Source organism: Streptomyces sp. SAS_272, assembly GCF_052543235.1.
Genome location: NZ_JBMNDR010000015.1, coordinates 89,617 through 111,410, shown reverse-complemented (window position 1 = coordinate 111,410; position 21,794 = coordinate 89,617). Strand labels below are relative to the sequence as shown.

Genomic DNA, 21,794 nt, shown 5'->3' with positions numbered 1-21,794 from the left:
GCGTTTCCGACTCTACCAGACCGTTTTCCGATCCGATTTCCTCGGTGCTTTCCAGGTCTCCCGCTTATCTCGCGGTTTCCCTTTCCGGCGGTTCCGACTCTACCAGACCCTTTCGGTTCTGATTCCCGGTCAGCGGGAGTCGCCTTCCCGGCTGTTGGGCCGTTCCGACGAGTGAGACTTTAGCGGATTCCCTGCCTCCGAAGCCAATCGGGGCCTGCGTCCTTTCGAACGCGGATTCCTCATTTCGCGAATACGCACGCCAATGAACGCGACAGCAGACGAGTCGACTGTTGTCGAGTGGTTGGTTGGTACCTGCGGAATGGCTGTCCGGGGACCGACCGGGGTCGGCGCTCACGTCGGACAACTCGGAGAACACTACGTTTCACGCCAGGGTGTGTCAACTCATGTCCCGAGAGCACCCCGGAGGCGTAGTCTGGCTGCCATGACTACGCGTACGTGCACCCAGCTGTGGTGGGCCGCCTGACAGGCGGCCGTGTTCACGTATGCACTCAACGGCCGCCGCTTCGGCGGCCGTTCTTGTTTCTCCCACCAGAACCCGGGGGTCGGCCGGCCGGAGCGGCGGTCTCGACCAGGAGGTGGAGAGATGAAGCGGGTCTTCAGCGGAGTCAAGCCGACCGGGCACCTGACGCTGGGGAACTACCTGGGCGCGCTGCGGCAGTGGGCCGAGGTCGACCAGCACCGGGCCGACTCCCTGTTCTGCGTCGTCGATCTGCACGCGCTGACCGTCGACCATGATCCGGCGCGGGTACGACGGCTGAGCCGGCAGGCGGCGACGCTGCTGCTGGCCTCGGGACTGGATCCGGAGCTGTGCACCGTCTTCGTCCAGAGTCACGTGGACGAGCATGCGCGGCTGTCGTATCTGCTGGAGTGCGTGGCCACCGACGGCGAGATGCGGCGGATGATCCAGTACAAGGAGAAAGCCGCGCGGGAGCGGGAGCGCGGGGGCAGTGTGCGGCTGTCGCTGCTGACGTATCCCGTGCTGATGGCGGCGGACATCCTGGCCTACGGGACCCATGAGGTGCCGGTCGGGGACGACCAGGCGCAGCATGTGGAGCTGGCGCGGGATCTGGCGGTGCGGTTCAACCAGCGGTACGGGCACACGTTCGTGGTGCCGAAGGCGACGCTGCCGGCGGTTGCCGCGCGAGTGATGAACCTGCAGGAGCCGGCGTCGAAGATGGGCAAGAGCGACGACTACGGGCCCGGCATCGTCTATCTGCTGGACGAGCCGGACGTGGTGCGCAGGAAGATGATGCGGGCCGTCACCGACAGCGGGCGGGAGGTCGTGTACGACCGGGTGGGGCGGCCCGGGGTCGCGAACCTGCTGGAGATCCTCGCCGCCTGTACCGGCGGTGATCCGGAGGCGCTGGGCGGTGGTTACGCGTCGTACGGCGCTCTGAAGAAGGACGCCGCCGACGCGGTGGTGGCGGTTCTGGAACCCCTGCAGGCCAGACACCGGGAACTGTGCGCCGACCCGGTGTACGTGGAGAGGGTGCTGCGGGACGGGGCCGAGAAGGCCCGCGCCATGGCACGGCCGGTCGTGGACAGCGCCTATCGCGCGATCGGACTGCTTCCGCCGCTCACGGAGTCGCTGGCGGAGTCCGCGGCGGAGACGGCGTCCGCGGCGGAGACGGTGGTGAACGCGGCTCGGTAGGCGCGGGGGCTGGTGGCGAGGCGTGATGCGAAGTGCTGGCGCATCGTGACCTCGCTGCCGAAGCCGGACCGCCGGGCGACTTCCGGCATGGCGAGGTCCGTGCGCTCGAGGAGGCGCTGGGCGGCGGCGACGCGCTGGTCGAGGAGCCAGCGCAAGGGGGTGACTCCGGTCTCGGCCGTGAAGTGACGGGCGAAGCTCCGGGGGGACATGCCCGCGTGCGCGGCGAGGTCGGCGACGGTGAGCGGTTCGTGCAGTCGGCGCAGGGCGTGTTCGCGGACGGTGGCGAGGGCGTCGGCGGACCGGTCCGAGCGGGGCGTGGGGTGCTCGATGAACTGGGCCTGGGTTCCGGTGCGGAAGGGGGCGGTGACCATCGAGCGGGCGATGGTGGCGGCCGCTTCCGCACCGTGGGAGCGCCGGACCAGGTGGAGGCAGAGGTCGATGCCGGCGGCCGTCCCGGCGGCGGTCCAGATGTTGTCGTCCTCGATGAAGAGGGCGTCGGGGACGACGGTGACCCCGGGATGGTGGGTGCGGAGGAGGTCGACGAGGTTCCAGTGGGTGATCGCTCGGCGGCCGTCCAGGAGTCCGGCCTGGGCGAGGGTGAAGGCGCCGCCGCAGAGCGCCGCGAGGGTGGTGCCGCGTGCGTGGGCGCTGCGCAGGGCGTCGAGGACGGCGGCGGGCGCCGGGGTGAGGTGGTCGTCCAGGCCGGGGACGATGACCAGGTCGGCGCGGGAGAGCCAGGCCAGCGTGCGGTCCGGGAAGAGAGCCAGGCCGCCGCGCATCGGGACGGGCGTGCCGGGGTCGGCGGCGACGCGGCGCAGATCGAAGGCGGGGGCGCCGCGGTCGGTGCGGTCGGCGCCCCAGACCTCGGTGATGACGGAGACGTCGAAGGCGCGGATGCCGGGGAACGCCACGAGAGCGACCCGGTGGGCGGGCTTCTTCATGGCTGGCAGTAAACCATCGACCGATGGCTTCTGTACCTCTGGGGCATGTCCCCTGGTGGCGGCAGGATCGTGGGCATGGACATCGCAGAGAACGCAGCGCTGGTGGTCGTGGACGTGCAGAAGGGCTTCGAGGAGCTCGGGTTCTGGGGTGAGCGCAACAATCCGGCGGCGGACGACAACATCGCCGCCCTCATCGACGTCTGGCAGGCCTCGGGGCGGCCGGTCGTGTTCGTGCGGCACGACTCGTCGGGGCCGCGGTCGCCCCTGCGGGCGGGATATCAGGGGAACGACTTCAAGGAGTACGTGGAGGAGAGGAGGGGACGGGGCGCGGGACTCGAGCTGCTCGTCACGAAGACCGTGAACTCGGCCTTCCTCGGCACGCCGGACCTGGGGGCCTGGCTCACGGCTCAGGGGATCGCGCAGATCGTGGTGGCCGGGATCCAGACCAACATGTGCGCGGAGACGACGGCGCGGATGGGCGGGAACCTCGGGTACGACGTGCTGTTCGCCTACGACGCGACGTACACGTTCGGTCTGGAGGGACCGTTCGGCTGGCGGCGGAGCGCCGAGGAGCTTGCGCAGGCATCGGCGGTGTCGCTGCACGGCGGCGGGTTCGCGCGCGTGGTGACCACGAAGGAGATCGTGGGGGCGGCCGGCGGGTGAGCGCCGGGCCGCTTCGACTTCCTCGGGCCCGTCCTTCTCGGCCGGCCTGTGAGTCCCGTGTGCTTCGGCGAGCCGGTGCTTTCGGTCAGTCCTTCTTGCCGGAGGCGAGTGCGCGGCTGCGGTCGCGGGCGGCCTCCAGGGCGGCGATGAGCGCGGCCCGTACCCCGTGGTTCTCGAGTTCGCGGATCGCGTTGATGGTGGTGCCGGCGGGAGACGTGACGTTCTCGCGGAGCTTGACCGGGTGTTCGCCGCTGTCGCGGAGCATCGTGGCGGCGCCGATCGCGGACTGGACGATCAGGTCGTGGGCCTTGTCGCGGGGCAGGCCGAGCAGGATGCCGGCGTCCGTCATGGCTTCGACCAGGTAGAAGAAGTAGGCCGGGCCGGAGCCGGAGAGCGCGGTGCAGGCGTCCTGCTGGGACTCCGGGACCCGGAGCGTCTTGCCGACGGCGCCGAAGATCTCCTCGGTGTGGGCGAGGTGGTCGGCGGTGGCGTGGGTGCCGGCGGAGATGACGGACATGGCTTCGTCGACGAGGGCGGGGGTGTTCGTCATGACTCGGACGACGGGTGTTCCGGGGGCCAGGCGCTCCTCGAAGAACGAGGTGGGGATGCCGGCCGCTCCGCTGATGACCAGGCGATCGGCGGGGACGTGGTCGGCGAGTTCGGCGAGGAGGGCGCCCATGTCCTGCGGCTTCACGGTGAGGATCAGGGTGTCGGCGGCCTTCGCGGCCTCGGCGTTGGCGACCGGGGTCACTCCGTAGCGGGTGCGGAGTTCTTCGGCGCGCTCGGGGCGGCGGGCGGTGACGAGGAGGTCGGCGGGGGGCCAGCCGCCGCGGATCATGCCGCTGAGGAGGGCTTCGCCGATCTTGCCGGTGCCGAGGACTGCGACTTTCTGGGTCATGGCTGGAGGGTCCTCCGGAGGGGTGCGGGGTGGGCGCGCGCGCCGCGGTGATGCCGTCGTCGTCCGGGGTCATCCTCGCACCGGGGGTGCTTGGCCGGCTTGCGCGTCCGGTGGGCGGACGTGGGTTTTCGTCCCCGCCGCCCCTTCCCGTCCCGTCCCAGGGGCGCTGCCCCCAGGCCCCGTTTCGGCCCTGGACGGGCCTCGTCCTCGAACGCCGGACGGGCTGCGATCTTGCCGCGGGCCGGGATCCGGACGGGGGCTGGGATCCGGACGGGGTGGGGTCTCACTGTGTGCGGCGGCGGAGGGTCGCCGCGCCCAGGCAGAGGACGAGGAGGGCGCAGCCGCCGACGATGAGGACGTCCCGTACGAAGGTGGCCGTCATGTCGGTGTGGGTGAGGACCTCGCTCATGCCGTCGACCGCGTACGACATGGGGAGGACGTCCGAGAGGGTCTCCAGGGCGGGGTGCATGGTGTCGCGGGGGGCGAAGAGGCCGCAGAGGAGGAGCTGGGGGAAGATCACCGCCGGCATGAACTGGACGGCCTGGAACTCGGAGGACGCGAAGGCCGAGACGAAGAGGCCGAGGGCGGTGCCGAGGAGGGCGTCCAGGAGGGCGACCAGGAGGAGCAGCCAGGGGCTGCCGGTGACGTCCAGGTCGAGGAACCAGACGGCCAGGCCGGTGGCGAGCGCCGACTGGACGATCGCGACGGCTCCGAAGGCCAGGGCGTAGCCGGCGATGAGGTCGCCCTTGCCGAGCGGCATGGCGAGGAGGCGTTCCAGGGTGCCCGAGGTGCGTTCGCGCAGCGTGGCGATGGACGTGACCAGGAACATCGTGATCAGCGGGAAGATGCCCAGCAGGGACGCGCCGACGTTGTCGAAGGTCCGGGGGCTGCCGTCGAAGACGTACCGGAGCAGGAACAGCATCACGCAGGGGATGAGGATCATCAGCGCGATGGTCCGGGGATCGTGGCGCAGTTGGCGCAGGACGCGGGCTGCGGTGGCGGCCGTCCGGGAGGCGTTCAGGGCGCCGGTCGGGGCGGGGGCGCGGACGGGGGCGTCCGGGCTGTCCGGGGCATCGGGGGTCGTCGTGGTGGTCATCGGGTGGTCTCCTTCGCGCGGGCCGCTTCCGTCGCGGCGTCCACCAGGTGCAGGAAGGCCGACTCGACCGTGTCCGACCCGGTGCGGGTGCGCAGGTCGTCGGGGGTCGCGTCGGCGAGGATCTCGCCCTCGCGCATCAGGAGCAGGCGGTGGCAGCGCTCGGCCTCGTCCATGACGTGGGAGGAGATGAGGAGGGTCGCGCCCCGGGTCGCGGCGATTTCGTGGAAGAGGTTCCACAGGTCGCGGCGCAGGACCGGGTCCAGACCGACCGTCGGTTCGTCGAGGACCAGGAGTTCCGGGGCGCCCAGCAGGGCGACGGCCAGGGAGACGCGGTTGCGCTGACCGCCGGAGAGGTTGCCGGCGAGGGCGTCGGCATGGGTGGTGAGGTCCACGTCGGCGATGGCCCGGGTGACGTTCTCGTGGCGGCGGTCCGCTGCCGCTCGGCCCGGGTCGAGAATCGCGGCGAAGTAGTCCAGGTTCTGGCGGATCGTCAGGTCGTCGTAGACCGAGGGGGCCTGGGTGACGTAGCCGATGCGGGTGCGGAGGACGGCGTGGCCCGCGGGGCGGCCCAGCACGTCGAGGGTCCCGGCGACCTTGGCCTGGGTGCCGACGATCGCACGCATGAGGGTCGACTTGCCGCAGCCCGAGGGCCCGAGCAGACCGGTGATCTGGCCGCGGGGGACGGTGAAGTCGAGGCCGCGCAGGACCGTGCGCGGCCCGCGGACCACGGTCAGGCCTTCGGCGCGTACGGCGGGTGCGTCGGGCGGGCGAGCGCCGGCCCGCTTGGAATTCATCATGTGATGAATAATGCTCGCGGTGCGGGGCGCCGTCAAGTTGCGGAACGAGGGTGAGGGCCGGGGGTGGGACGGGCTCCGGGGCCGCACGTGCGTGCGCGGCGGCGCCGGAGGTGAGGGGCCGCCACGCGCGGTCGGACGGGGAGGAATCGCTGGGAGGAGGACTGAGAGGGAGGGGTGATCGGGCGGGGTGATTGGGCGGGCTGAGAAGAAGGACCAGAGGGAATGGAGAGGGAGGGAGGGAGAGGGGTCGGGAGGGTCAGGGGTTGATCGCGAGCAGCAGGATGACGTCGTAGACCTCTTCGACGACGCCGTCGGGGAAGGCCCGTATCAGGTGCTCGCGTTCCTCGGCGAGGAACGCGGCGGCTGCCTCCTCGCCGTGGACCAGGAAGATCGAATGGCTGCCGATGTTGGCCAGATGCGTGTCCACGGGGACCCGGCGGCTCCAGCGGACCGTGCGGCGGACGAGGTCGAGGCGACCCTCGGGGTCGACGATCCGGGCGTCCACGTTCCTGACCGCGGGACCGGTGTCCTGCCCGAAGTGGCGTCCGATGCGTTCCGCCTCCTCGGCGAGCCACGGCACGTCGAGCGCGTCGGTGTTCCACCACAGCGCCAGCGCGCCGCCGGGACGCAGCACCCGCAGCGCCTCCGGGACCGAGCGCACCGGGTCGGTCCAGTGCCAGGACTGGGCGTAGGTGAGGAGGTCGACGCTGGAACGGGCCAGCGGGAGGCGGTTGCCGTCGCCGCGGACGACCGGCACGTCGGGGAGGGCGAGGCGCAGTTGCGCGGCCATGCCGTCCCCTGGTTCGACGGCGAGGACGTCCGCGCCGCGGGCGTGCAGGCGTGCGGTCGACAGGCCGGTGCCGGCCCCGACGTCGGCCGTCCGCGCGCCGGCGAGGGGGCGGCCGGCGAGATCCTCGATCACGTCGAAGAGGGCGTTCGGGTAGGAGGGCCGGTTCGCGGCGTACTGGGCCGCGGCGGCGTCGAAGGAACGGGCTCGGGCAGCGTGGGAGGGGGCGGGGATGGAAGCCGTCATGAGGCCATGGTCTCGGGAGCGGGCGGGGAGAGGAACAGGGCCCATGCCCCTGCCCATGCCCCTGCCCTGTCCTGCCCTGTCCTGTCCTGCCCCTGCCTCGCCCCGTACAGCTCAGCGGCGACGGCGCTTCTTCGACGGGTTGCCCGTGCGGCGCGTCGTGCGGCGTTCGTGCCGCAGGCGGGCCGCCTCGTACTCCTCGCGCTGGAGTCTCTCGCCGGGCGCCTCGGTGAGCGCGCGGAAGAAGTACGCGAGCAGCGAGCCCACGAACCCGACCGCCAGCAGACCGCGCAGGGAGGCCTGGCGGTCGGGGTCGGGGCGCTTGGCGAAACCGTCCCAGGTGTGCCGGAAGGCGAGCGCGCTGCACACCGCGAACATCACGACGACCAGGACGGTCACGAAGCCGCCCAGCTCGGCGATCGCGATGCCCTGGTAGGCGAAGCGCAGGACGAGACACGAGACGACGACGGCGAGGAGCGAGCCGAGGGCGACCGCACCGCGCCGGACGCCGTAGCCCCGCGGGCCGGCGTCGTGGTTCAGCCAGGTGGTGCCGAAGAAGCGGAGGGGCTCGGGGCGGGGGCCGGCGCCGGCAGGGTCGCCTGCCGGGCCGGTGGGGGCGCCCGAGGAGACCTCGGCGGCGCCCCGGGATTCCGCCGGGGTGTCCGGGGTGCCGTTTTCGTCGCTCACGGCACGATTATGGCTCCGGATGCGGACCGCCCACCGGGCGGGTGTCCACGGACCGCCCACGGCCGGGTGCCCGCAGACCCGCCCGCGGCCGGGTGCCCGCAGATCCGCCCACGCCGGGTGCCGCGGCCGCCGCTCCGGAGTCGCCGGAGGGCGAGGGCGAGGGCGAGGGCGAGGGCGAGGGCGAACGGGTCCCGGCCGGGCGGGTTCCGTCGTTGCGCGGCTGCGCCCCGCCCGGGTGCCGGACGTCCGGCGCCCGCCCGCGATCCCCCAACCGCGATCCCCGCCCGGAATCCCCCCTCCCGGAATCGGCCCCGGAATCCCCCTTCGAGATCAGGAGCAGCGCGGCGCGATGTATCCGTCGCTGCCCGTCCGTACGTACGCGTCCGAGACGAACTGGCCGTCGGCGATGTTGTCCCAGATGTTCGTGGTGCCGTAAGGGCCGGAGACCGATGTGCCCGGGCTCTGGCAGAAGACGGGCACCTTCGCGCCCTCGGGCAGGACGCGGACGACCGAGTAACCGGTGCCGGGACCGCTGCGCACGTTCAGCCGGACGTCCGGCGCGACCGGATAGTAGGTGAGCGCCGCGGTCGCGGTCGCGGTGACGGCTTCCGCCGCGTCACTGTTCCCGGCCTCTTCCACGCGGTCGACAGACATGTGAAACCTCCCCCGTTGCACCCCATGACTGCCATGGGGTCCCGTTGATTCCCCCGAAACCCGCCATGAAACACGTGTGCGGAATTCGTACGCGGAGGCTAGCAAGCCGCCTCTGCGTCGTACGACTCATCGACTAGGCTCCGTGCGTCGCGCGCGCGGATGAACAGCACGGGGGTGGTCCATGACGCCACAGCGCAACACCGGAGCGGGCGCGGAAGCGGAACTTCCGGAGTACGCAGGTCACTACCGTCTCGAGGAGTGCCTGGGTTCCGGCGGCATGGGCGTGGTGCATCTGGCCCGCAGCACCTCCGGCATGAAGGTCGCGGTCAAGGTCGTGCACGCCCGGTTCGCCCGCGACCCCGAGTTCAGGGGGCGGTTCCGGCAGGAGGTGGCGGCCGCCCGCCGGGTGAGCGGGGCGTTCACCGCGCCCGTCGTCGACGCGGACCCGGAGGCCGAACGGCCGTGGATGGCGACCCTGTTCATCCCCGGCTCGACGATCGCCGAGCAGGTGAAGCGGAACGGGCCCATGAACGCCGGTGAGCTGCGGCGGCTGATGGCCGGCCTCGCCGAGGCGCTGCGCGACATCCACCGCGTGGGGGTCGTGCACCGGGATCTGAAACCGAGCAACGTGCTGCTCGCCGAGGACGGCCCGAAGGTGATCGACTTCGGCATCTCCCGCCCGAAGGACAGCGAACTGCGCACCGAGACGGGCAAGCTGATCGGCACGCCGCCGTTCATGGCGCCGGAGCAGTTCCGGCGCCCCAGGGAGGTCGGGTCCGCCGCCGACGTCTTCGCGCTCGGCTCCGTGATGGTGCACGCGGCGACGGGGCGCGGGCCGTTCGACTCCGACAGCCCCTACGTCGTCGCCTACCAGGTCGTCCACGACGAGCCGGACCTGACGGGCGTGCCGGACAACCTCGCGCCGCTGGTGACGCGTTGCCTCGCCAAGGAGCCGGAGGACCGGCCCACCCCGGACGAACTCATGCACGCGCTGCGGACGGTGGCGGCCTCCTACGACACGCAGGTGTTCATACCGCCTCAGCGGGCTCTCGAGGAGCCGGAGCCCGGACCGGCCAAGGGAGCCCGGCAGCCCGCCGGGGTCTCCGGGGACACCGGGGACGCCGGCACCCCAGGTGAAGGCGGCACCTCCGAGGCGGGGACCGGCGGGAGGTCCGGCGGGGGCGGTCGCGCGGCGGCCGCGGGCGAGGGGCAGCCCGGGGCGGGCGAGGACGGGAAGCGACGCAGACGACGCAGACGGACGGTGCTCGCGGCCGGCGCGCTGGCCGTCGTCCTCTGCGGCGGCGCTCTCGGGGCGGCGCGGATGCTCGGGGACGGCGGCGACGACCGAAGCGGACGGGGGAACCCGGGCGGCGCGCACTCCTCGTCGCCCGCCCTCGCCGACTGGAGCGTGCAGCCGGGGAAAGGCGCCGGCGAGGACGCGCGCGGCGGCTCGGGAGGACTGCCGCGGTGCGTGTACGGCGCGCGGCTGCTGGTCTGTGCGCAGTCCGGGCAGGTGTCCGCGCTGAACGCGTCCGACGGGCGCGTGCTGTGGCGGCGGGCGGTTCCCGGAGGTGGCAGATCCGTCGAGGCGCCGGCGCTCGCGGGTGGACTGGCGCTGGTGGTCACGGACGCGGGCAGGCGGCTGGAAGCGCTCGACCCGGCGTCGGGCGTGCCGCGCTGGCAGCGGGACCTGACGCCGTACCCCGGCGTCCGCACCGTCGGCGGCATGCTGCTGCTGACCGCGGCCGACGACACGGTGACCGGGGTGGACGCGGCGACGGGCAGGACGGCGTGGAGCCGGCGGATCCCGGGGCTGAACGAGCCGTACTTCGTGTCGTTCGCGCAGGACGCACGTCCCCTGGCCTACGCGTCGAGCACGTCGGGCGACAGGCGGCGCACCCGGATCACGGCCGTGGACCCCACGACGGGCGAGGTGCGGTGGGAGGAGCGGTTCGAAGGGACGGTGGTCCCCGCGGGCGCCGCCGGCGACAGTCTCGTCCTGCTGTCCGAGGGCAGTGATTACGGCGATGTCGACGCCGTGCTCCGCTACCGGCCGGGCGACGCCGCACCGCGGCGGACCGCACTGGGCGTCGCCCTCCAGGGGGCGCGCGCCACCGTGCAGGGCGACCGGGTCTACCTGCTGGCGTTCGACGGGTCGCTGGTGGCCGTCGACACGGCCGCGGGGAAGGAACTGTGGTCGCTACAGACGGCGGTGAGCCGGGGGTCGGCGCCCTCCGCCGACGGCGAGCACGTGTACTTCGGCGCCGCCGACGGACGTCTCCTCGCGGTGGACGCCGACGAGGGCAGGCTCGTGGGGCAGACGCGGCTGCGGCTGGGGGCGGAGTCGGACAAGGTGGTGGCCTCGCTTCCCGCCCCCACGGCGGTCGACGGCCGTGTCTACGCCGGCGCGCCCGACGGGACCGTCTTCGCGGTCGACGGGCGGGCTCCGCAGGACTGGTAGCCGCGGCCGGCACGCACCGAGGGCCGCCTCCGCAGGGCTACCGGCGGAGACGGCCCTCAGGACGTCGGGAGTCGGGCGTCAGCCCAGCTTGGACACGTCCCGCACCGCGCCCTTGTCGGCGCTCGTGGCCATCGCGGCGTAGGCCCGCAGGGCGGCGGACACCTTGCGCTCGCGGTTCTTCGGGGCGTACACACCGCCGAGGGCAGCCTCGCGCCGGGCGAGCTCGGCGTCGTCCACGAGGAGCTCGATGGTGCGGTTCGGGATGTCGATGCGAATGCGGTCGCCGTCCTCGACGAGGGCGATCGTGCCGCCGGAGGCCGCCTCGGGGGACGCGTGGCCGATGGACAGGCCGGAGGTACCGCCGGAGAAGCGGCCGTCGGTGATCAGGGCGCAGGTCTTGCCGAGGCCGCGGCCCTTGAGGAAGGACGTCGGGTACAGCATCTCCTGCATGCCCGGGCCGCCCTTGGGGCCCTCGTAGCGGATGACGACGACGTCGCCGTGCGTCACCTGCTTGTTGAGGATCTTCTCGACGGCCTCCTCCTGCGACTCGCAGACGACCGCCGGGCCCTCGAAGGTCCAGATCGACTCGTCGACGCCGGCCGTCTTGACCACGCAGCCGTCGACGGCGAGGTTGCCGCGCAGGACGGCGAGGCCGCCGTCCTTGCTGTAGGCGTGCTCGGCGGAGCGGATGCAGCCGCCCTCGGCGTCCTCGTCCAGCGCCTCCCAGCGCTCGGACTGGGAGAAGGCCTCCGCGGAGCGGACGCAGCCGGGGGCCGCGTGCCAGAGTTCCAGGGCCTCGGGGGACGGCGAGCCGGCGCGGACGTCCCACGTCTTCAGCCAGTCCCCGAGGGACGGGCTGTGGACCGAGTGCACGTCCTCGTTGAGCAGGCCGGCGCGGTGCAGTTCGCCCAGCAGGGCGGGGATGCCGCCGGCGCGGTGCACGTCCTCCATGTAGTACGTGCGGTCCTTCGCGACGTTCGGCGCGACCTTGGCCAGGCAGGGCACGCGGCGCGAGACCTCGTTGATCTCCTCCAGGCCGAACGGGACGCCCGCCTCCTGGGCGGCGGCCAGCAGGTGCAGGATCGTGTTGGTCGAGCCGCCCATCGCGATGTCGAGGGCCATCGCGTTCTCGAAGGCCGCGATGGTGGCGATGTTGCGCGGCAGGACCGTCTCGTCGTCCTGCTCGTAGTAGCGGCGGGTGATGTCCATCACCGTGCGGCCGGCGTCCTCGTACAGCGCCCTGCGGGCGGTGTGGGTGGCCAGGACCGAGCCGTTGCCGGGGAGCGAGAGGCCGATGGCCTCGGTCAGGCAGTTCATCGAGTTGGCGGTGAACATGCCGGAACAGCTGCCGCAGGTCGGGCAGGCGTTCTCCTCGATACGGAGGATGTCCTCGTCCGAGATCTTGTCGTTGACGGCGTCGGAGATCGCGTCGACCAGGTCGAGCGTGCGGACCGTGCCGTCGACGAGCGTGGCGCGGCCGGACTCCATCGGGCCGCCGGAGACGAAGACCGTCGGGATGTTCAGGCGCAGGGCCGCGTTCAGCATGCCCGGGGTGATCTTGTCGCAGTTGGAGATGCAGATCAGGGCGTCGGCGCAGTGCGCCTCGACCATGTACTCCACGCTGTCGGCGATCAGGTCGCGGGAGGGCAGGCTGTAGAGCATGCCGCCGTGGCCCATCGCGATGCCGTCGTCGACAGCGATCGTGTTGAACTCGCGCGGGATGCCGCCGGCGGCGGTGATCGCCTCGCTGACGATCCGGCCGACCGGCTGGAGGTGCGTGTGCCCGGGCACGAACTCGGTGAAGCTGTTGGCCACCGCGATGATCGGCTTCCGGCCGATGTCCGCACCGGGTACACCGGAAGCGCGCATAAGGGCGCGGGCGCCCGCCATATTGCGGCCGTGGGTGACTGTGCGGGACCTCAGCTCGGGCATCGTCGCTCGCTCCTTCAGAGACTGCGATCAGAGACTTCTGACTGCTAACGAGCGTACGCCGGTCATCCAGAGGGCGGACACCGTGTCCGTATACCGGGACGAATGTCTCACGCCTGCCGGCTGCGGGCTGTGCGGGCTGCGGGCTGCGGGCTGCGGGCTGCGGGATGCGGCTCACGGTCCCGTCAGGTGGCCCTGCACGACCGGCGCCACCCGGGCGATGATCTGCTCCAGATCCGCCGAGGCCAGCGGCTCGACCTTGATGACGTACCGCAGCATCGCGCAGCCGACCAGCTGCGCCGCCGCGAGTTCGGCGCGCAGCTCGGCGTCCGGCAGGTCGAGCTGGGCGGCGATGCGGCGCAGCAGCTGCGAGACGACGAGGCGGCGGAAGACGGCGGCCGCGGTGTCGTTGTTGACGGCCGAGCGCACGATCGCCAGCAGGGGCTTGCGGGTGGTGGGGTTCTCCCAGACGCCGAGGACGAAACGGGCGAGCCGCTCGCCGACCTGGTCCGGGGGCCCGTCGGCGACCGCCTCCGGCGCGTTGAGCGCGGGGGCGAAGGCCACCTCGATCGAGGCCTCGAAGACCTGCTCCTTGGTGCCGAAGTAGTGGTGCACGAGAGCCGGGTCGACACCGGCCGCTTTCGCGATGCCGCGAACGGACGTCTTCTCGTAGCCGCGCTCGGAGAACTCCTCACGGGCGGCCGCCAGAATGCGGTCCCTGGTGTCCGCCGACTCCGCGCGCGGGGGGCGGCCCCGCCTGCGGGCCGTGACGCCGGTCATCGGCGGCGGGCCTTCGGACGCCGGAACCCGGCCGGGGACTTCGGCGAGGAGGACCTCGAGGACGGCATCGCAGGCCCCGAGGCGCCGTCGGACGCCGAGGAACCCGTGGGCGTCGAGGGCCCCGGAGGCGTCGAGGACGACTCCGGCGGGGGCGGGCCGCCCGGGGAGGCCGGGGGCGCCGGAGAGGCGGCCGTGAACGGCATGTCGGACGAAGAGGGCGGGGAGGCCGAGGAGGGCGAGGAGGGCGAGGAGGGCGACGCGAGGTGCAGGCGGGTGAAGGCGAGTGCCTCCGCCAGGTCGGCCTCGCGTTCGGCGCCGGACATCGCGCGCCGCGTGTTGACCTCGATGACGACATGCCCGTCGAAGCCCGTCAGCGCGAGCCGTTCCAGCAGCTCGGCGCAGGGCTGGGAGCCGCGCCCGGGCACCAGGTGCTCGTCCTTCGCCGAACCGTTTCCGTCGGCGAGGTGGACGTGGCCCAGCCGGTCGGCCATGCGGTCGACCATCTGCATCGCGTCCGCGCGGGCCGTCGAGGCGTGGCTGAGGTCGATCGTGAAGTGTCGGTAGTCGTCCTTCGTGACGTCCCAGTCGGGCGCGTAGGCGAGCATCTCGCGGTCGCGGTAGCGCCACGGGTACATGTTCTCGACGGCGAACCGCACGTCCGTCTCGTCGGCCATCCGCCAGATGCCGGTGACGAAGTCGCGCGCGTACTGGCGCTGCCATCGGAACGGCGGGTGGACGACGACCGTGCTCGCGCCGAGCTTCTCCGCCGCCGCACGGGCCCGCTGGAGCTTTGTCCACGGGTCGGTCGACCACACCCGCTGCGTGATCAGCAGACAGGGGGCGTGAACGGCGAGGATCGGGATGCGGTGGTGGTCGCTGAGCCTGCGCAGCGCGTCGATGTCCTGGCTGACGGGGTCGTTCCAGACCATGACCTCGACGCCGTCGTATCCGAGGCGCGCGGCGATCTCGAAGGCCGTCGCCGTCGACTCCGGGTAGACCGAGGCCGTCGACAGGGCGACCTTCGCATCCGGGATCCGCACGACTGGCTCTGCCATGGGGGACAGGTTACGGGGTGCGGTCGGGTGGAACCGCGCGCCCGATCGCCGTTGTGGTGTTCCCCACGGGTACGCGCGCCCGCCGGGGTCGTGCGGCCCGCCGGCCGCGCCCCCACATGAGGGACAGCGCATCCAGGGGATGGGAGGCCGACGCGCCGGGCTGTCCGTCGGTACCGGGCGGCGGGCTGTCCGTCGGTACCGGGCGGCGGCTCGTACGTCGGTACCGGGCGGCGGCTCGTACGTCGGTACCTGACCCCGGGATGTCCGTCAGTCCTCGGCGCAGGCCTCTTCGCCGCGCCGTCCGGCGGTTCGTCCACCAGCCCGTCCGGCGGCCCCTCCGGCCGTTCCGGTCAGGTGGACGCCATGTGATCGAGCTTGCGGAGGATCACGCCCTCCCTGAGCGCCCAGGGGCAGATCTCCAGTGTCTCCACTCCGAAGAGGTCCATCGCCCCCTCGGCCACCAGCGCGCCGGCGAGGAGCTGGTTGGCGCGGCCCTCGGACACGCCCGGGAGCTCCGCGCGCTGTGCGGTCGTCATGCCGGCGAGGCGGGGCACCCAGGACTCGAGGGATTCCCGCTTGAGCTCACGCTGCGTGTAGAGGCCCTCGGTGGAACGGGCCGCGCCGGCGATGCGGGCGAGCTGCTTGAAGGTCTTCGAGGTGCCGACGACGTGGTCGGGGGCGCCGAGCCGGCTGAACTCGCCGACCGTGCGGGCGATCTGCGCCCGGGCGTGACGGCGCAGGGCGCGTATGTCCTCGGGGTCGGGCAGGTCGCCGGGGAGCCAGCCCGCGGTGAGGCGGCCGGCGCCCAGCGGCAGGGACGCTGCCGCGTCGGGCTCCTCGTCCATGCCGTACGCGATCTCCAGGGAGCCGCCGCCGATGTCCAGGACGAGCAGCTTGCCGGCCGACCAGCCGAACCAGCGGCGGGCGGCGAGGAAGGTGAGGCGGGCCTCCTCGGCGCCGGTGAGGACCTGGAGCTCCACACCGGTCTCGGCCTGCACGCGCGCGAGGACGTCGTCGGCGTTGGTGGCCTCGCGCACCGCGGAGGTCGCGAACGGCAGCAGGTCCTCGACGCCCTTGTCCTCGGCGGCCTGCAGCGCCTCGTGGACGACCGTGATCAGCCGCTCTATGCCGTCGTCGCCGATCGCCCCGTCCTCGTCGAGGAGTTGGGCGAGGCGCAGTTCCGCCTTGTGCGAGTGCGCGGGAAGGGGCCGCGCGCCGGGGTGGGCGTCCACCACCAGCAGATGCACCGTGTTCGATCCCACGTCGAGGACACCGAGTCTCATGTAGGGCACGCTACTGCCCGTGCGGCCGTGCTCCGGCCCCGAAGCGGCTTCCGGCGACTTACCCTGGACGGGTGCCAAAGACGAAAAAGGCGAAGACCGACAAATCCACCGGCGGTTCTTCGCGGGCGGACGCGGTGACGGCAGCCAAGAAGGCGAAGAAGGCCCTGGAAGCGACCCTGGCAGCGGACGAGAAGGGGCTCGACTTCGCGCGCGCGTGGGTGGAGTTTCCGGACCCGGCGGACGACGAACAGGTCTTCCGCTGCGATCTGACATGGCTGACCTCTCGCTGGAACTGCATTTTCGGCAGCGGCTGCCAGGGCATCCAGGCAGGCCGCGCGGACGACGGGTGCTGCACGCTGGGCGCCCACTTCTCCGACGAGGACGACGAGAAGCGCGTCGCCGGGCATGTGGCGAGGCTCACCCCCGACATCTGGCAGCACCACGCCGAGGGCACACGGGACGGCTGGATCGCGGAGGACGACGAGGGCTCGCGCCAGACCCGCCCGTTCAACGGCTCGTGCATCTTCCAGAACCGTCCGGGCTTCGCGGGCGGCGCGGGCTGCTCGCTGCACATCCTGGCCCTCAAGGAGGGCCGCGAACCGCTGGAGACCAAGCCGGACGTCTGCTGGCAGCTTCCGGTGCGGCGGACGTACGACTGGATCGACCGGCCCGACGACACGCGCGTGCTGCAGGTGTCGATCGGCGAGTACGACCGGCGGGGCTGGGGCCCGGGCGGCCACGACCTGCACTGGTGGTGCACGTCGGCGACCTCGGCGCACGGCGCGGGCGACCCGGTGTACGTCTCCTACCGGCCGGAGCTGACCGAGCTGATGGGCAAGGCCGGCTACGACCGCCTGGTCGAACTGTGCGAGGAACGCCTCGCCGGGCAGCTCCCGCTCCTCGCCCCGCACCCTGCGGACCCGGCGCGCCCGACAGCCTGAGCGTCCGCCAAGCGCCCGCCGGGACGGGTGCCCGCGGCGCGCCCGGATCGCGCCGCGGTGTGAGTGAAGGCGTGGGCGACGACGTGGGCGAAGACCCGGGGAAGGCATGACCGGCGCGGCTCAGGACGTCGCCGGGCCCGGGGGGTCGCCGTCGCCGGTGGGCGGTGGCGGGCTCTCCGGGTCGGTCGGGGTCGGGTCGGCCGGGGTCGGGTCCGGATCGGATCCGGAGGGCGGGTCGGCGGGGGTCGGGTCCGGTCCGGACGGCGTCGTGGGCGTGGGTTCCGGGTCCGTGGCCGGCGGTGGGTCGCCGTGGCCCGTACCGGGGCCGTGTCCCGGACCGTTTCCGGGTCCGTTTCCGGGTCCGTTTCCGGGTCCGGGTCCGGACGGGCCGGGAGCGGTGCCGTAGCCCCCGATGGAGACGACGGCGCCCGCCGGGGCGATCGCCACGCGTGCGTGCCATGGCCCGGCCGGCTCGCGCAGATGATCCACATACACCTTCACCGTCACCGACTCGCCGGGCCGCAGCACGCCCGCGGACCGGCTCAGGTACAGCCAGGGCGCAGGGGTGAGGGCCGACCAGCGGACCGGACCGTCCGCCTCGGCGTCCGCGGTCAGGGTGACGAGCGTGGTGTCGCCGTGGGTGGCGGCCGTCACGGAGAGCCGCCCGGCGGCGCTCTCGCCGAGTCCCGTGACGCTGACGACCTCCACGGACACGTCCGGGTCGTCGCCCTTCGCGCGGTCGCTCCGGGGGCGGGTGCTGACGTTCCCGGCGTTCTCGTAGCCCTCCGTCTCGCCGTCCAGGCTGTCGGAGCCGTGCGCCTCGCTGACGCCGGCCGAGCGTCCCTCGGGGCCCTCTCCCGTCGGCGTCCCCCGGTAGGCCGCCCACAGGGCGAGCACCGGAGCGGCGACGACGGTGGCGACGACGGTGGTCGTGACGGCACGCGCGCGCAGCCGCTCCCGGCGGGCGGCGTGGTCCTTGGGGTCCATCGGGAAGCCGCGCCGGTCGTAGCGCGGCAGGGCGGTCCGCCGGGCGCGCGGAAGGTGGTTCATGGCGAAGTGCAGCCGCGCGCGGGGCGCTTCCAGGACGGGCAGCTCGGCGGGAGTGACGCCGGCGCCGGGCCATCGACCGGGGACGGCGCGTCCGGCGGCCCTCCGGCAGTGGGGGCAGTCGTCGACGTGGCGGACGAGTTCACGGCGCAGCGCGGCGTTGAGCACGAACTGGTTCCCGCCGGTCAGTCGCGCCACGCCGGGACAGCCGCCGGTCTCGACCACGGCGAGGGCCGCACGCGTGCGTTCCACCTCGCAGGCGGCCGTGGCGAGCAGTTCGCGGGCGGCGGCGAGGTCCTTGCCGAGGACGGCGGCGACCTCGTGGACGGCGAGGTGGTGACGCACCGCGAGTTCGAGCGCCTCGCGCTGCTCCGGGGTGGTGCCGGCGGCCTCCGGCCAGGCCAGCCGGGAGAGCTCGCGCCTTTGCCGCTCCTGGTCGGCGTCGGGCACGGCGGCCGTGGCCGAGCGTGCGGACCGGGCGGACTGGGCGGACGGTGCGGACCCGGACGGCGTGGACCCTGACGGCGTCGACCCTGACGGGGCGGTGGACGGGGCAGCGGATGGGGCAGCGGACAGGGATGCGGTCCCCGGTTGCGCACCAGGTTGCGGACCCGGTTGCCTGCGGCGGCCGTCGCGGTGCGCCGCGTGTGCGCTCCGGTGACTCTGCCTGGCCTCGGCGAGCTTGCGCAGACAGGCCCAGCGGGCCAGGGCGTAGAGCCAGGCCCTGCGGTCGCCCGTGGCGTCCGGACCGCGCTGACCGCGCCGCTCGGCGAACGCCAGCGCGTCGGCGAGGGCCGCGGTGGCCGCCTCGTGGTCGCACAGAACGGACAGACAGTAGGTGAACAGGCCGTCCAGGTACGGCTCGTAGCGCGTGGGCGGCCGCTGCGCGAGCGTGCGCGCCGCAGCGCCGTCGCGCGCCTCCCGGTGCGCCCGGTGCGCGCCGGTCGTGCGGGTCGAGGTTTCCGGGCTGCTGCTCATCACCCGTGCGACCGTAGGCGGCACGGAACCAGGTCTTCTTGTCCCTTGAGTCCTTTTAATCCGTACGGGTGAAACGATCCCTCAAAAGGGGACCGCCCAGGGGGGACGCGTGGCTCGTTCGTGAGGGGACGTGGCTGATTCACAGGGGGCGCCTGTGTTTCGCGCCCCCTTCGTCCACAGGCAGGTCCGGCTGTCGGTGCGGGCGGTTACGGTTTCCCCATGGCTGCCCGTACGAAGACCACCAAGGACCGTCCGTCCTACCGCTGCACGGAATGCGGCTGGCAGACGGCCAAGTGGCTCGGCCGCTGCCCCGAGTGCCAGGCCTGGGGCACGGTCGAGGAGTACGGCGCGCCCGCGGTCCGCACCACGGCGCCGGGGCGCGTCACCACCTCCGCGCTGCCCATCGGCCAGGTCGACGGGCGGCAGGCCACCGCCCGCCCCACCGGCGTGGCCGAGCTGGACCGCGTCCTCGGCGGCGGGCTCGTGCCCGGCGCGGTCGTGCTCCTGGCGGGCGAGCCGGGCGTCGGCAAGTCGACCCTGCTGCTGGACGTGGCCGCCAAGTCGGCGAGCGAAGAGCACCGCACCCTGTACGTGACGGGCGAGGAGTCCGCCTCGCAGGTCCGGATGCGCGCCGACCGCATCGGCGCCATCGACGACCACCTGTACCTGGCGGCGGAGACCGATCTGGCCGCCGTCCTCGGCCACTTGGACGCGGTCAAGCCGTCCCTGCTGATCGTGGACTCCGTGCAGACCGTGGCCTCCCCGGAGATCGACGGCGCGCCCGGCGGCATGGCCCAGGTCCGCGAGGTCGCGGGCGCCCTGATCCGCGCCTCCAAGGACCGCGGCATGTCCACGCTGCTGGTGGGCCACGTCACGAAGGACGGCGCGATCGCCGGCCCGCGCCTCCTCGAACACCTCGTCGACGTCGTCCTGAGTTTCGAGGGCGACCGGCACGCCCGGCTGCGCCTGGTGCGCGGAGTCAAGAACCGGTACGGCGCGACCGACGAGGTCGGCTGCTTCGAACTGCACGACGAGGGCATTACGGGCCTCGCCGATCCAAGCGGACTTTTCCTGACCCGTCGTGACGAACCGGTCCCGGGCACCTGTCTGACGGTCACCCTGGAGGGCCGTCGGCCCCTGGTCGCCGAGGTGCAGGCGCTCACCGTCGACTCCCAGATCCCCTCCCCCCGCCGCACGACGTCCGGCCTGGAGACCTCGCGCGTCTCGATGATGCTGGCCGTCCTGGAGCAGCGCGGCCGGATCAGCGCGCTCGGCAAGCGGGACATCTACTCGGCGACGGTCGGCGGCGTGAAGCTCTCGGAGCCCGCCGCGGACCTGGCCATCGCCCTCGCGCTGGCGTCCGCCGCCAGTGACACCCCGCTGCCCAAGAACCTCGTCGCGATCGGCGAGGTGGGCCTCGCCGGCGAGGTCAGACGGGTCACGGGCGTCCAGCGCAGGCTCGCCGAGGCCCACCGGCTGGGCTTCACGCACGCGCTCGTACCGGGCGATCCCGGCAAGATCCCCGCGGGCATGAAGGTCCTGGAAGTGGCCGACATGGGGGACGCCCTGCGGGTCCTGCCGCGCTCCCGTCGCCGAGAGGCCCCACAGGACGCGGAAGACCGCCGGTAGACTTTGCCCTGGTCTCGCCCGTCCGTACGAACGAGTGCGCGAAACGGGGACGCCCCAGACCCCAGTGACCGGAGGAGTGCAGTGGCAGCCAACGACCGGGCGGCAGCTCCCGGAAAGTCCGGTGGGAGTTCCGGTCCCGACGGCCTGATGCGCGCCGCGCTGAGCGCGGTGGCCCCCGGCACGGCCCTGCGCGACGGCCTGGAGAGGATCCTCCGCGGCAACACCGGCGGGCTGATCGTGCTGGGCTCCGACAAGACGGTCGAAGCGATGTGCACGGGCGGGTTCGTCCTGAACGTCGAGTTCGCCGCCACGCGCCTGCGTGAGCTGTGCAAGCTCGACGGCGGCATCGTGGTCTCCTCCGACCTGTCGAAGATCCTCCGGGCCGGCGTCCAGCTGGTGCCCGATCCCATGATCCCCACGGAGGAGACCGGCACCCGGCACCGCACGGCGGACCGGGTCAGCAAGCAGGTCGGCTTCCCGGTCGTCTCAGTCTCGCAGTCCATGCGTCTGATCGCCCTGTACGTCGACGGGCAGCGCCGGGTCCTGGAGGACTCGGCGGCGATCCTGTCCCGCGCGAACCAGGCGCTGGCCACCCTGGAGCGCTACAAACTCCGCCTGGACGAGGTCGCGGGAACGTTGTCAGCGCTGGAGATCGAGGACCTGGTGACGGTCCGGGACGTCTCCGCGGTGGCTCAGCGGCTGGAGATGGTGCGCCGCATCGCCACCGAAATCGCCGAATACGTGGTCGAACTGGGCACGGACGGACGACTGCTCGCCCTCCAGCTCGACGAGTTGATCGCGGGCGTGGAGCCGGAGCGCGAACTGGTGGTCCGGGACTACGTCCCCGAGCCGACGGCCAAGCGTTCCCGCACGGTCGACGAGGCGCTGCACGAACTGGACGCGCTCACCCACGCCGAGCTCCTGGAACTGTCCACGGTCGCCCGCGCGCTCGGCTACACCGGTTCCCCCGAGGCACTCGACTCGGCGGTGTCCCCACGCGGCTTCCGCCTGCTGGCGAAGGTGCCGCGCCTCCCGGGGGCCATCATCGACCGTCTCGTGGAGCACTTCAGCAGCCTGCAGAAACTGCTCGCCGCGAGCGTCGACGACCTCCAGACGGTGGACGGCGTGGGCGAGGCGCGGGCCCGCAGCGTCCGCGAGGGCCTGTCCCGACTGGCCGAGTCCTCGATCCTGGAGCGTTACGTCTAGACCGTCCCCGCCTGCGGCGGCACGTGACCGCCGGAGGCGCGATCGCG

General features: G+C 72.7%; 18 protein-coding genes. 6 read left to right on the top strand and 12 right to left on the bottom strand.

The features are described from left to right. Positions 1–604 precede the first annotated feature (604 nt). Positions 605–1,672 (top strand): tryptophan--tRNA ligase, encoded by a 1,068-nt coding sequence (gene trpS, locus ACN6LD_RS12605; protein WP_445043176.1) that lies wholly within the window; start codon positions 605–607, stop codon positions 1,670–1,672. Here the strand turns inward: trpS and ACN6LD_RS12600 are convergent. After that, positions 1,570–2,613 carry a GlxA family transcriptional regulator gene (locus tag ACN6LD_RS12600; protein ID WP_445043175.1) on the bottom strand — a complete coding sequence of 348 codons (1,044 nt, stop codon included), beginning with the start codon at positions 2,611–2,613 and terminating at the stop codon, positions 1,570–1,572. The genes trpS and ACN6LD_RS12600 overlap by 103 nt on opposite strands. A gap of 75 nt (positions 2,614–2,688) precedes the next feature. Here ACN6LD_RS12600 and ACN6LD_RS12595 point away from each other — a divergent pair, with 75 nt between their 5' ends. Continuing rightward, entirely contained in the window at positions 2,689–3,276 is a 588-nt protein-coding gene (locus tag ACN6LD_RS12595; protein ID WP_319197762.1) for a cysteine hydrolase family protein, read from the top strand. 85 nt (positions 3,277–3,361) lie between these two features. Here the strand turns inward: ACN6LD_RS12595 and proC are convergent, their stop codons facing one another. The 6 genes from proC to ACN6LD_RS12565 form a co-directional block, all read right to left on the bottom strand. Next, the gene (gene proC / locus ACN6LD_RS12590) at positions 3,362–4,174 is read right to left on the bottom strand and encodes a pyrroline-5-carboxylate reductase (protein WP_319197760.1); all 813 of its coding nucleotides are present in this window, start codon (positions 4,172–4,174) and stop codon (positions 3,362–3,364) included. Between the two features lie 283 nt (positions 4,175–4,457). Next, a complete protein-coding gene (locus tag ACN6LD_RS12585) occupies positions 4,458–5,270 on the bottom strand; it encodes an ABC transporter permease (protein ID WP_445043174.1) in 813 nt (270 codons plus the stop codon). Then, entirely contained in the window at positions 5,267–6,067 is an 801-nt protein-coding gene (locus ACN6LD_RS12580) for an ABC transporter ATP-binding protein (protein ID WP_319198577.1), read from the bottom strand. The genes ACN6LD_RS12585 and ACN6LD_RS12580 overlap by 4 nt, the downstream gene beginning before the upstream one ends. A gap of 256 nt (positions 6,068–6,323) precedes the next feature. Next, entirely contained in the window at positions 6,324–7,100 is a 777-nt protein-coding gene (locus ACN6LD_RS12575; protein ID WP_319198442.1) for a class I SAM-dependent methyltransferase, read from the bottom strand. A 111-nt stretch (positions 7,101–7,211) separates the two neighbouring features. Further along, complete coding sequence (locus ACN6LD_RS12570) at positions 7,212–7,784, bottom strand: EamA/RhaT family transporter (RefSeq protein WP_319198441.1); 573 nt, start codon at positions 7,782–7,784, stop codon at positions 7,212–7,214. 330 nt (positions 7,785–8,114) lie between these two features. After that, on the bottom strand, positions 8,115–8,438 hold the full coding sequence (locus tag ACN6LD_RS12565) for an SH3 domain-containing protein (RefSeq protein WP_319198486.1): 324 nt from the start codon (positions 8,436–8,438) through the stop codon (positions 8,115–8,117). Positions 8,439–8,619: 181 nt separating this feature from the next. On the opposite strand from ACN6LD_RS12565, the gene ACN6LD_RS12560 reads away from it, so the two are divergent. Continuing rightward, positions 8,620–10,899 (top strand): protein kinase domain-containing protein, encoded by a 2,280-nt coding sequence (locus ACN6LD_RS12560; RefSeq protein WP_445043173.1) that lies wholly within the window; start codon positions 8,620–8,622, stop codon positions 10,897–10,899. Between the two features lie 78 nt (positions 10,900–10,977). Here the strand turns inward: ACN6LD_RS12560 and ilvD are convergent, their stop codons facing one another. From ilvD to ACN6LD_RS12540, 4 genes are all read right to left on the bottom strand, one after another. Next, positions 10,978–12,831, bottom strand: coding sequence for a dihydroxy-acid dehydratase (gene ilvD / locus ACN6LD_RS12555; protein ID WP_319190246.1), 1,854 nt, complete (start codon positions 12,829–12,831; stop codon positions 10,978–10,980). Positions 12,832–13,002: 171 nt separating this feature from the next. Continuing rightward, complete coding sequence (locus ACN6LD_RS12550; RefSeq protein ID WP_445043172.1) at positions 13,003–13,608, bottom strand: TetR/AcrR family transcriptional regulator; 606 nt, start codon at positions 13,606–13,608, stop codon at positions 13,003–13,005. Next, complete coding sequence (locus tag ACN6LD_RS12545; RefSeq protein WP_445043171.1) at positions 13,605–14,663, bottom strand: sugar phosphate isomerase/epimerase family protein; 1,059 nt, start codon at positions 14,661–14,663, stop codon at positions 13,605–13,607. Before ACN6LD_RS12545 ends, ACN6LD_RS12550 begins: the two co-directional genes overlap by 4 nt. A gap of 350 nt (positions 14,664–15,013) precedes the next feature. Next, positions 15,014–15,946 (bottom strand): Ppx/GppA family phosphatase, encoded by a 933-nt coding sequence (locus ACN6LD_RS12540; protein WP_319190240.1) that lies wholly within the window; start codon positions 15,944–15,946, stop codon positions 15,014–15,016. Positions 15,947–16,017: 71 nt separating this feature from the next. Here ACN6LD_RS12540 and ACN6LD_RS12535 point away from each other — a divergent pair, with 71 nt between their 5' ends. Next, positions 16,018–16,887 carry a hypothetical protein gene (locus ACN6LD_RS12535; protein ID WP_415924879.1) on the top strand — a complete coding sequence of 290 codons (870 nt, stop codon included), beginning with the start codon at positions 16,018–16,020 and terminating at the stop codon, positions 16,885–16,887. Positions 16,888–17,007: 120 nt separating this feature from the next. Here the strand turns inward: ACN6LD_RS12535 and ACN6LD_RS12530 are convergent, their stop codons facing one another. Then, positions 17,008–18,915: a hypothetical protein gene (locus ACN6LD_RS12530; protein WP_445043170.1), complete on the bottom strand. Its 1,908-nt coding sequence runs from the start codon at positions 18,913–18,915 to the stop codon at positions 17,008–17,010. A 216-nt stretch (positions 18,916–19,131) separates the two neighbouring features. Here ACN6LD_RS12530 and radA point away from each other — a divergent pair, with 216 nt between their 5' ends. Together radA and disA are read left to right on the top strand one after the other, a co-directional pair. Continuing rightward, positions 19,132–20,541, top strand: a complete 1,410-nt coding sequence (radA, locus tag ACN6LD_RS12525) for a DNA repair protein RadA (protein ID WP_319190237.1) — start codon at positions 19,132–19,134, stop codon at positions 20,539–20,541. 81 nt (positions 20,542–20,622) lie between these two features. After that, on the top strand, positions 20,623–21,747 hold the full coding sequence (gene disA, locus ACN6LD_RS12520; protein ID WP_319190235.1) for a DNA integrity scanning diadenylate cyclase DisA: 1,125 nt from the start codon (positions 20,623–20,625) through the stop codon (positions 21,745–21,747). Positions 21,748–21,794: the final 47 nt, after the last annotated feature.